This is a genomic window from Quisquiliibacterium sp. (genome assembly GCF_982640115.1).
The window spans coordinates 1-9,698 of the sequence record NZ_CEXFHW010000156.1; the positions used below are offsets into that span (position 1 = coordinate 1).

Genomic DNA, 9,698 nt, shown 5'->3' on the forward strand with positions numbered 1-9,698 from the left:
GGGGCGCATCGACGCGGGCGCGGTCAGCCACGCGCTCGAGGCGAGCGAGCCGCTGATCGGCCACCTCGAGACGGTGCTGGCCACCCCCCTGCTGCCGCGCGCGCTGCACTCCGGACCCGGCAAGGGCAGTTGCGCGGTCCGGCTGCAGAGCGCCGATGGACATGCCGCCCGCATCGGGCTCAGCCACCAGGCCTGCGAACAGTTGCCGCTGCCACTGATGCGCAGCCTGCCGCCAGGCCTGTTGCCGGTGCGCCTTCCCTGTCGGGTTGCCCTGGGCAGTTGTCTGCTCAGCCGCACCGAATGGCTCGGCCTTGAATCCGGCGATGTGCTGCTGCCGGCCCACGACCCCACCCAGCCCTGGCCGGTACGGGCCACCGTCTTCCACCAGCGCCACGAGGCAACGGCCTGGTTCCACCCGCTGCAGGGCCGGCTCGAATTCACCCATCAGGAGCATCACCCCATGAACGATCCCCTCAGCGGCCGCCAGTCGGCCGATGCCGCGGTCCCCACCGGCGCCGACTGGGAGTCGCTGCCGATCCGGGTGCGCTTCGAGCTGCCACGGGTGAGCGTGCCGCTCGGCGTGCTGGCAGGCCTGCAACCTGGCGCCGTGATCAATGTGGCGCGCACCGCGCAATCGCTCACCGTGGACCTGCTCACCGATGACCGGCTGATCGGTCGCGGCGAGGTGGTGGCCCTGGGCGACGGCTTCGGCGTGCGCCTGCGCGAGCTGGTGGCCGCTCCGCGCTGATCGCGCCGCGGGCTCTCCTTCCGTTCATTTCCCGCCTCAGCCGATGGACCTCACCTCCTTCACCCCGGCAACTGCGCTCATCACGGTGGTGGTGCTGTCGCTGGCACCTTTCGTGGCGGTGATGGTCACCTCGTTCACCAAGATCGTGGTGGTGCTCAGCCTGCTGCGTACCGCGCTCGGCCTGCAGCAGACTCCGCCCAATGTGGTGATCAACGGCATGGCGCTGGTGCTGACCCTCTATGTCATGTACCCGGTGATGCTCGATGTGGCCGACCGCTGGAAGAGCTCCGGCCAGACCGCGACCAGTGCCGCACGCGACACCGACCGCATGCTCGGCGCGATCGACGCGGTGAAGGAGCCGCTGCGCACCTTCCTGATCAAGCACAGCGCGCCACGCGAACGCGCCTTCTTCCAGAAGACCGCGCAACGGATGGTGGGCGAGCAGCGTGCCGACCAGGTGGGCGAGAACGACTTCATCGTGGTGATCCCGGCGTTCACCGTGAGCGAGCTGGTGTCGGCCTTCCAGATCGGCTTCCTGATCTTCCTGCCGTTCCTGGTGATCGATCTGGTGGTGAGCAACATCCTGCTGGCGATGGGCATGATGATGCTCTCGCCGGTGACGGTATCGCTGCCCTTCAAGCTGCTGCTTTTCGTGCTGATCGATGGCTGGGTGAAGCTCTCCCACGGCCTGGTCCTGTCCTATCACTGACCTGCGAGGCGAGCGCTCATGCAGCAGACCGAGGCGATCCGCCTGACCTACGATGCCCTGTGGCTGGTGCTGCAGCTCTCCGGCCCGCCGATCGTGGTGGCCTCGCTGGTGGGCGTGGTGGTGGCGCTGGTGCAGGCGGCCACCCAGCTGCAGGAGCAGACCCTGCAGTACACGCTGAAGTTCATCGCGATCGTGTTCACGCTTTTTGCCACCGGGTCGTTCCTGGCCGGGTCGCTGCAGGCCTATGGCGACCGGATCTTCAGCGACTTCCCCACGATGGTGCGGCGCTGAGGCGCCGGCCGCGCGCGCATGGAAGCCTTCAGCCGGCTGAGCGACCTCGCCCTGTTGCTGGGTCTGTCCACCGTGCGGCTGGCGGTGGCCTTTCTGCTGCTGCCGATGTTCACCCAGGAGTCGCTGCCCGCGCTGGTGCGCAACAGCCTGTTCGTGGGCATCGGCGTGATCACGCTGGCCATGCAGCCCACGGCGGTGCCGCCAGGCATCGACATCGGCAGCTGGGTGGCCCTGTTCGCCAAGGAGGCGTTCATCGGCGCGGTGATCGGCTTCTTCGCCAGCAGCCTGCTGTGGGCGGTGGAATCGGCCGGGCAACTGATCGACGCCAAGTCCGGAGCCTCGCTCGGCGCGATGGTCGATCCCTTCAGCGGCAACCAGAGCTCGAACACCGGCGTGCTGCTCGCCCGGATCGGCAGCTGGGTGTTCATGGCCTCGGGCGGCTTCATGTTCCTGGTGGGGGTGCTGCTGGAAAGCTATGTGGCCTGGCCGGTGACCAGCGCGCTGCCGGCGCTGCGCCCGGACGCGGTGGGCCACTTCGAGGGGGCGCTCGGGCGCATCATGCTGCTGATGCTCATGATCGCCGGACCGGTGCTGGTGGTGCTCTACATCGTCGATGCGGCCCTGGGCCTGGTGAACCGCTACGCGCCCACCATCAACCTGCTCACCATCGCGCCGCCGGTGAAGTCCCTGCTGGCCCTGGGCGTGGTGATGGTGCTGCTCGGCTCGATGATCGACCTGATGGTGGTCGAGTTCACCCAGCGGGTGCCCGCGTTGCTCGGCGTGGTGCGCAGCCTGTTCGCGCCCTGAGACCTGTCGGCGCGGCGGCCTTCGGACGCGCCGGCCGGGGGTCACGACAGGCTAGGGTCCGCCCCAGTTACAAGGCCGGCGTGCCGGGACTAGACTGCGTTCATTGCCTCCATGACCCCTGCCATGAACCCGCTCTCCGGCCTTGCAGCCAGTCTGGCCATCCGGCCTGGCCCGATCGACCTTCCCTCTGCGCCCGGCGTCGCAAGCGCCGCAGCCGGATCGGCAGGCGCGCCCGGCGGCCTTCGCTTCGAGGGCTGGCCGCAGCGCCCCGGGCAGGCCACGGTGCTGGGTGAGGCAGCGTTCGTGGGTGATGCGGCCGATCACCGCGCGATCGCCCAGTCGGTACTCGATTCGCTGCTCCTGCCCGACGCGTGATCCACCGTGCCCGCCCTTCCGGTGCAGCGCACGCTGCGCGCCTCCCCCGACTGGCAGGCCGCCGCGCAGCAGCTGGTGTCGGCGCTGGGTGCGCAGCCCGATGATGATGCGCGTGTGAAGCTGCTCGACCGGGTCTGGTCCCAGGCCGGTGACGAGCAGTACCCGGTCTTCGTGCAGCTGCTCTGCGCGGTCGAACAGTTCGGCAATGCCCGTGCCCGCGTCGTGCTCGCCAGGACCCTGGCCACGGCGCTTGGCACAGCCCGCCTGCCTTCCGGTAGCCTGCCCGCCTGGGGTGCAGCCGGCTGGGTCAACCAGCCGCCGCCGCTCGATGCCAGTCTGCTCTTTGCGGATCTTCTGCCCGGATCCACCGAACTGCCGATGCCGATGCCGGCGACGGCCGCCGCGCCGGCGCCGACCCGCGCTCGCCGACGGGTGGGGCCGATGGAATACCTGTGCGCCTGGCTGCTGCACCCGGGCGCACCGGCCAGCCTGTCGCGGGACGACTTCGCCTTCGCCCTGCAGCGCCTGATGTCGCTGTTCAATGCCGCGCCGCAGGCGGCAAGGATCTACGCCGAGATGCTCATCGCGCAGGCGCTGGAATCCACCGAAGGCCAGTTCAACCGCCAGACCCGCACCCTGCTGGAGGCCATCGGCCGCTTGTGGGCCACGGGGGAGTCGCCGCGCGAGATCGCGGCCCGGGCGCTGACGATCGCAAGCGCGCCGGAAGGCGACCGCTTCGGCGCACCGACCTGGAAGCCGCGCTGAGCGCGGCTCACGCGGAGCGATGGCCCCCCGGGCTCACCGCCCGGACTCGCGCTCCGAGACACGCACCGCACCCACCGGCAGGCCCCGGTCACGCAGCCGGCGCTCGAGTTCGAGCACGCTGCGCGACACCGCTTCGCGGGCGCTGGGCGTGGCACTGACCACCAGATTGAGCTGGCCGGCCTCGCGGTTCAGCACGATCTGCTCGATCGGACCGCTGCCCGCGGGAAAGAGCATGCGGATGGCATCGTCGGCCGAGCCGCTCAAGGGCACCTGACCGATCAGCCGCGCCACCAGAGCCGCGGCATCCACGGCCGAGGTCATGCCGCTGGCCGCCGGTGCGGGCGTGCTCTGACCGGTCAAGGGCTCCAGGGGGCGGCCAGGAACGGCGCCGGCCTCAGCCACCGCCGACTCGCCGGACTTCACCTCGGCCGACTGGACTGTCTGGGCGCGCAGGCTGCCTGCCTCGCGACCTGACAAGGCGGACTCACCGTCGAGCGACGCGGCATGGCCGCGAGACGCGCCCGATCGCGGGTCGGATCCGGTGGCCCGCGCGGACTGCGCCGGATCGTCCAGGGTCTGATCCGCATCCGGGGCTGCGAACGCCGTCATATCCACCGCGTCGATCGCGACCGCATCGGGCGCCACGGTGCCGGCCGGCCCGAGCGCCGACACCGATGGCGCCGGTGAGCCGACGCTCAGCGCCATCCGCGCAGCCGGCGTCAGGGACGCGAGCGGATCGGGCATCGTCTGGAGACCGGTGACCGCGTCGCCTGCCTGTCCCGCCATCGCGGGCTCCGATGAACCGGCTGATGCGTCCTCCAGCTCGCCCTGCGCCCCTGCGCGCGACGCCCCGCCGGCCGAACGGCCCACCGGCTCGGCACCCGGGCGCGGCGGGCTGCGGCGCGCGAGCGCCTGCTCGAAGGCATCGCGGCGGCCATCACCGGCCGGCGAAACCGCAGCGCGGGCCGGCGGCGTCGACGGTCTGAGTTCGGGCATGGCGTTCATCGGATCCTCCTGGCATGGTCGGCAGCGGCGCGACTGTCAGCCGCCTCCTCGAAAACCGCTTCTTCCGTCAGCAGCTGCCAGCGCCGGGCATCGCCGCGGTGACGCGCCTGCAGCGCATCGAGTCTGGCCTGCGCGTGCACGAAGGCGGCCTGGGCCTGTGCGAGCTGCTCGCGCGCCTGGGCCAGTTCGCCCTCGCAGCGGGTGACATGGCCGGCTGCGCCACGGCAGCCGCTGTCGAACTGCTCACGGCGCGCCTGCACGAGGGGCAGCATGCGATGCAGACGGTCGACCGAGCGGCGGGTCCATCCGGTGAAGTCCTCGCTGGCGGCACGCCAGCGGGCCTGGATGTCGAGCGCCTCGGCGAGCTGCGCGCGCGCGGCGCGCTCGGCCTCACGGCGCTCGGCAAGCTCGCGCTCCAGCGCGCTCAGGCGGATGCGGCGCACGCGCAGCACCTGGCGCATGTCCTCCAGCCGCTGTGCGCTCATCCGACCACCTTGGCCATGGCCATCATGGTCTCGCCCATGGAGACCGACTCGTCGGACTTCTGGCTGAGCAGCGCCTGGATCTGCGGCTGGCGCTGGACGGCCGCATCCGAGACCGGATCGGTGCCGGCCTTGTATTCGCCCATCTGGATCATGAACTCGAGTTCGGCATGCCGCGCCATGAGCTGGCGGATCACCGCCGCGGCCATCTGATGCGGCGGCTGGGTCACCCGGTTGAAGACCCGGCTCACGCTGCCGAGCACATCGATCGCCGGGTAGCGGAACTGCTGGGCGAGCTTGCGCGACAGCACGATGTGGCCATCGAGGATGGAGCGGACCTCCTCGCCGACCGGATCGGCCGTGTCCTCGTCCTCGAGCAGCACCGAATAGAAGCCGGTGATCGAGCCGCGAGCGTCGGTGCCGGCGCGCTCGAAGAGCCGCGGCAGCTCGGCGAACACCGAAGGCGGAAAGCCGCGCCGCACGGCCGGCTCGCCGGCGGCCAGACCGATCTCGCGCAGCGCACGGGCAAAGCGGGTGACCGAGTCCATCATCAGCAGCACATCGGCGCCCTCGGCCCGGAAGCCCTCGGCGATCGCGGTGGCGACATGGGCCGCGCGGGCCCGCTCCATCGAGGGCCGGTCGGAGGTGGCCACCACCAGCACGGTGCGCGCGCGCGCCTCGGGCCCTAGGCAGTCATCGATGAACTCACGCACCTCGCGGCCGCGCTCGCCGATCAGCGCCACCACATTGACCTGGCTGCGCCGTTGTCGGGCCAGCATGCCGAGCAGCGTGCTCTTGCCCACGCCCGCCCCCGCGAAGATGCCCACCCGCTGCCCGACGCCCACCGTGAGCAGGCTGTCGATCGCCCGCACCCCGGTGGGGAAGAGCTCATGGATGGGACGACGCCGCAAGGGGTTGGGCGCATCGGCGAACACCGGCCGGCGCGGCAGCGCAGCCGGCAGCGGCAGACCGCCATCGATGGGCACACCGCGCGCATCGAGCACCCGACCGAGCAGCGGGGCACCGAAGGGCACGGTGAGTTCCTGCGAGGCCACCACCACCTCGGCGGACAGCGACACGCCGTTCAAGGGCGCAAGTGGCATCAGCAGCGCCTGCCCGCCCGACAGGCCGACCACCTCGGCGGCGATCCGCACACCCGAATCGGGATCGACCAGCTCGCACTGCTGCCCGATGCGGGCGTCCAGGCCGGCCACGCGCAGCGTGGCGCCGACCGCCTCGACGAGCCGCCCGCGACGCCGGATGGTTCGCACATCGGCCAGGGCCCGCGCGAGCGGATCACCCGCGGGCAGGGATCGCAGCGGGGCCGCCCCGCTCGCAGCCGGATCAGTCACCGCGTGCGGCTCCCTCGTCACCCCGCCCACTCGCTGCGGCGAGGGCGGCACGCACGGCCGCGAGTTGCACCGGCAGACCCGCCTCGATCAGGCCACCGCCCGTGTCGATCTCGCAGTCGAAGGCGCCCAGGCCATCGCCCGGCAAGACCTGGACGCGGGGATGATCGCTGACCAGCCCCTGCCTGACCGCATCCACGAGATCGGCCGCGACCCGGACCCGGATCGTCGCGGTCGGTTCGAGTTCCTCGAGCGCGCGGGCGGCGATCGCACCGACCATCGCCACCGGTCCGAGCTGGCCCGCAATGCGCTCGACCACCGCCATCGCCAGGTGCACCACCCGGGCCTGCATCGCGGCCTGCTCGCGCGCCAACGACAGGTCGGCCGAGGCCGTAGCGGCGGCAACCGCCTGGGCGAACTCGGTACGCACCTCGGCCAGCCCCTGCGCGCGCCCTTCCTCGGCGGCCCGCGCGCGCAGCGCGTCGCACTCGGCGTCCAGGGCCTCCCGCAGACGGGCGACCCGCCGCAGCATGCCCACCGTGTCATCGACCGCCGAGACCTCATCGCGCTTGATCAGCGCGCGATTGGCCACGAGCGAGAACTCGGGACTGCGAAAGAGGGTAAGACGGCTCATGCCGCCCTGCCCTGCGAGTCGCGCTGGCGTCCCGCCCAGAGCATCCGGGCGTCGTCAGCCACCCGCGCCAGCAGGGCGGGCTCCACGCCGCCCAGCGCACTGGAGCGCGGGAACAGCATGGCCAGCCGCCGGCGCATCGCGACCGGCGCGCTGGCGCTGCGCAGCAGCACCTCACCGCCGAGCGCATGGAGCTGCGCCACCGGGTCGGCCTCCCAGGTCACGGCCAGAGCCGCCGCCCGGCCGACGCACAGGCGGGTGAGCACATCCAGACGCTCCTCGCCGATCACCTCGGCCACCCGCTTGAGCACCGAGCCGTCGATGCACTGCCGAAGCGCCCGTGCGCAGAGCACCGCGCCGGCGAGCACCGCGAGTTCCTGCCGACGCTCCCGCGGACAGTCAGCCCAGTCGGGCAGAGGCCCGATCGCCGACGCGTCGAAGTTCCAGAGTCCGGCGCGGCGCTCCCAGGCCGCGGTGAGCAGCGCGCTGGCGCGCCCGCCCGCCGGCGCGCTCAGCGGCGCACGGGAGGCGTCGGCTTCGAAGGCAATCTGGCCGAGCACCCGGGCCTCGTGGCACCAGCGCGCGCGGCGCGCCCGGGCATCGGCGAGACGGGCTGGCAGCGTGCTCTCGCTCATTCCTCCTCCGAGCGCATGCGCCAGCGGCGCTCACGCAGCATCCAGAACCCGGCCATCAGCAGCAGCAGCAGCACCGCCGCGCCGCCATAGGGAAGCAGGGAGGACAGCGACAGGCCTGCTGGCGCGGCACCCGCCTCGCCACGCGCGCGGGCGCCCTGCACCGCCTCGCGGGCCGGGAACAGCGAGACGGTAACGCTGTCGTAGGTGAGACCCTCGACGCTGTTGACCACCAGCGCCTTGATCTGCCCGATCTGGCCGCTGAGATCCACGCCCGGCCGATGCTTGACCATCACCGACGCCGAGGCGCTGCGCGGCTTGTCCGAAAGCGGGTCTCGATCGGGAACCGCCAGGTGAACGCGCGCCACCACCACGCCATCGATCGCCGAGATGGTGTTGGAGAGCTCCTGCGAGAGGCCGTAGATCAGCCGGGCCCGCTCCTCGAGCGGTGAGGACACGAAGCCCTCCTTCTTGAACACCCGGCCCAGGGACTCGAATTCGTCGCGCGGCAGGCCCTCGGCGCGCAGAGTGTCCACCGCACGCGCGAAGTCGCCACGCGACACACGCACCGTCCAGTTGGTGGAGTCCTTGGACTGCTTGCTGGCCTCGATGCCCGCGGTCTGCAGGGCCGCGATCATCTCGTTGGCCTGCCGCTCGTTCAGGTTCGAATAGAGGTCGGCCGCACTGCAGGCCGCCAGCAGCAGACAGGTGAACAGGATGGCCAGCCGGTTTCTCAGTCGTGTCATGCGCCTGCCTCAGATCGCGAGCCGGGTGGTCTGCCCGTCCCGCATCAGTTCCACCTCGCCCTCGGCGATCCGGGTGATCCGGTGCCCGGTGGGCAGCACTGCGCCCACGAAGTAGCGCGCCCCGTCGGCCGTGACCACATGGCCGTTCGGTCCATAGGCCACGCTCACCACCCGCTTGCCGGGGTCATCGGGCACGAGGGGGGCCTTCACCGCCGGCGCACGGGGCGCCGGCGTGAAATGGATCTCGAGACCGGCCAGACCCGGCACATCGCGGCGCACGGCCTCCTCGGCCCGACGCACCCGCTCGGGATCGGCCACGCCGACCTCGGCATGGATCACCCCGCGGCCGACATGACGCACCTGCGCCGGCAGCCCGTTGACCCGAAACACATCGGACACCTGGCGCACGATGTGCTGGCCAGACGTGAGCTCCACCGAAGCGCCGGTACCGGCCCGCGTCACCAGGTCAGCGATCTGCGCGCGCTGCGAGTCGGTGTCGACGAAGCCTCGCACCACCGGACTGGAGGCGCCCTGCTCCACCCTGAGATGGCCATGACCGTGGTCGCGCAGCACCGCGCGCAGGCGCTCGGACAGCGAGCCGAGGGGCGCGCTGTTCATCGCGATCACCATGGGGGCGAGCCAGGCCACCGACAGGGCAATCATCAGGCAGCCGGCCATCGCGAGCGGCACCTGCCAGGCCAGGCGACGGCCGCGAGCGGCGGCGCGGCTGCTGCGCTGCCAGGACTGGCTGAGCTCTCGGACCTGCGCCTCCGAGGGCTCGGCGCCGCGTGCATCGAGCACGGGGGCGGGATCGCCGTCGGCGTTCGCGGCGACATCGGAGATCTCGTCCGCGGCATCGGGCTCGATGGCCCGCTCCTGGGCGAGCTGGTTGGCCAGACGCCGGCAGGCAGACCCGCCACGACCGCGCGACGAGCCCACGGCGAGCATGGCGTCGCCAAGGGCGAACGGCACCCAGCGGGGCAGCACCACCGAACGGCCCGCCGGCACCGTCATGCCGAGCAGATTCACCTGCCCCTGCTCGACCTGCAGCCGCACATCCTCCCCTTCCTGGATCAGCGTGGCACGCAGACCGAGCAGGGAGGGATGGCGGATGACCACATCGCAGCCGAGATCGAAGCCGATGCTCAGCCGCTCGCC

At 71.6% G+C, this 9,698-nt stretch carries 13 protein-coding genes; 6 read left to right on the forward strand and 7 right to left on the reverse strand.

All coding sequences use genetic code 11. The features are described from left to right. The 6 genes from AC2H6A_RS15135 to AC2H6A_RS15160 form a co-directional block, all read left to right on the forward strand. Positions 1 to 748: FliM/FliN family flagellar motor switch protein (locus AC2H6A_RS15135; RefSeq protein WP_484274486.1), on the forward strand; the 748-nt coding region annotated here is incomplete at its 5' end. Positions 749 to 791: 43 nt separating this feature from the next. Continuing rightward, the gene (gene sctR, locus AC2H6A_RS15140; RefSeq protein WP_484274487.1) at positions 792 to 1,457 is read left to right on the forward strand and encodes a type III secretion system export apparatus subunit SctR; all 666 of its coding nucleotides are present in this window, start codon (positions 792 to 794) and stop codon (positions 1,455 to 1,457) included. A gap of 18 nt (positions 1,458 to 1,475) precedes the next feature. Further along, on the forward strand, positions 1,476 to 1,748 hold the full coding sequence (sctS, locus tag AC2H6A_RS15145) for a type III secretion system export apparatus subunit SctS (protein ID WP_484274488.1): 273 nt from the start codon (positions 1,476 to 1,478) through the stop codon (positions 1,746 to 1,748). 18 nt (positions 1,749 to 1,766) lie between these two features. Next, complete coding sequence (gene sctT / locus AC2H6A_RS15150) at positions 1,767 to 2,555, forward strand: type III secretion system export apparatus subunit SctT (RefSeq protein WP_484274489.1); 789 nt, start codon at positions 1,767 to 1,769, stop codon at positions 2,553 to 2,555. Between the two features lie 123 nt (positions 2,556 to 2,678). Next, a complete protein-coding gene (locus tag AC2H6A_RS15155) occupies positions 2,679 to 2,930 on the forward strand; it encodes a hypothetical protein (RefSeq protein WP_484274490.1) in 252 nt (83 codons plus the stop codon). A gap of 6 nt (positions 2,931 to 2,936) precedes the next feature. Further along, on the forward strand, positions 2,937 to 3,695 hold the full coding sequence (locus tag AC2H6A_RS15160) for a hypothetical protein (protein WP_484274491.1): 759 nt from the start codon (positions 2,937 to 2,939) through the stop codon (positions 3,693 to 3,695). A 33-nt stretch (positions 3,696 to 3,728) separates the two neighbouring features. On the opposite strand, the gene AC2H6A_RS15165 is transcribed toward AC2H6A_RS15160, so the two are convergent. From AC2H6A_RS15165 to AC2H6A_RS15195, 7 genes are all read right to left on the reverse strand, one after another. After that, a complete protein-coding gene (locus AC2H6A_RS15165) occupies positions 3,729 to 4,700 on the reverse strand; it encodes a hypothetical protein (protein ID WP_484274492.1) in 972 nt (323 codons plus the stop codon). Further along, complete coding sequence (locus AC2H6A_RS15170) at positions 4,697 to 5,185, reverse strand: hypothetical protein (protein WP_484274493.1); 489 nt, start codon at positions 5,183 to 5,185, stop codon at positions 4,697 to 4,699. Before AC2H6A_RS15170 ends, AC2H6A_RS15165 begins: the two co-directional genes overlap by 4 nt. Next, positions 5,182 to 6,534 carry a FliI/YscN family ATPase gene (locus AC2H6A_RS15175; RefSeq protein ID WP_484274494.1) on the reverse strand — a complete coding sequence of 451 codons (1,353 nt, stop codon included), beginning with the start codon at positions 6,532 to 6,534 and terminating at the stop codon, positions 5,182 to 5,184. Before AC2H6A_RS15175 ends, AC2H6A_RS15170 begins: the two co-directional genes overlap by 4 nt. Then, complete coding sequence (locus tag AC2H6A_RS15180) at positions 6,527 to 7,165, reverse strand: FliH/SctL family protein (protein ID WP_484274495.1); 639 nt, start codon at positions 7,163 to 7,165, stop codon at positions 6,527 to 6,529. The genes AC2H6A_RS15175 and AC2H6A_RS15180 overlap by 8 nt, the downstream gene beginning before the upstream one ends. Then, positions 7,162 to 7,797: a hypothetical protein gene (locus AC2H6A_RS15185; RefSeq protein WP_484274496.1), complete on the reverse strand. Its 636-nt coding sequence runs from the start codon at positions 7,795 to 7,797 to the stop codon at positions 7,162 to 7,164. Before AC2H6A_RS15185 ends, AC2H6A_RS15180 begins: the two co-directional genes overlap by 4 nt. Continuing rightward, positions 7,794 to 8,540: a type III secretion system inner membrane ring lipoprotein SctJ gene (sctJ, locus tag AC2H6A_RS15190; protein WP_484274498.1), complete on the reverse strand. Its 747-nt coding sequence runs from the start codon at positions 8,538 to 8,540 to the stop codon at positions 7,794 to 7,796. Before sctJ ends, AC2H6A_RS15185 begins: the two co-directional genes overlap by 4 nt. 9 nt (positions 8,541 to 8,549) lie before the next feature. Beyond that, the coding region (locus tag AC2H6A_RS15195) for a SctD/MshK family protein (protein ID WP_484274500.1) at positions 8,550 to 9,698 on the reverse strand (1,149 nt) is incomplete at its 5' end.

Coding starts and splice junctions, on each gene's coding strand:
- AC2H6A_RS15165 (WP_484274492.1), bottom strand. CDS start 4,700: ATGAACGCCATGCCCGAACTCAGACCGTCGACGCCGCCGGCCCGCGCT.
- sctR (WP_484274487.1), top strand. CDS start 792: ATGGACCTCACCTCCTTCACCCCGGCAACTGCGCTCATCACGGTGGTG.
- AC2H6A_RS15170 (WP_484274493.1), bottom strand. CDS start 5,185: ATGAGCGCACAGCGGCTGGAGGACATGCGCCAGGTGCTGCGCGTGCGC.
- AC2H6A_RS15185 (WP_484274496.1), bottom strand. CDS start 7,797: ATGAGCGAGAGCACGCTGCCAGCCCGTCTCGCCGATGCCCGGGCGCGC.
- sctJ (WP_484274498.1), bottom strand. CDS start 8,540: ATGACACGACTGAGAAACCGGCTGGCCATCCTGTTCACCTGTCTGCTG.
- sctT (WP_484274489.1), top strand. CDS start 1,767: ATGGAAGCCTTCAGCCGGCTGAGCGACCTCGCCCTGTTGCTGGGTCTG.
- sctS (WP_484274488.1), top strand. CDS start 1,476: ATGCAGCAGACCGAGGCGATCCGCCTGACCTACGATGCCCTGTGGCTG.
- AC2H6A_RS15180 (WP_484274495.1), bottom strand. CDS start 7,165: ATGAGCCGTCTTACCCTCTTTCGCAGTCCCGAGTTCTCGCTCGTGGCC.
- AC2H6A_RS15155 (WP_484274490.1), top strand. CDS start 2,679: ATGAACCCGCTCTCCGGCCTTGCAGCCAGTCTGGCCATCCGGCCTGGC.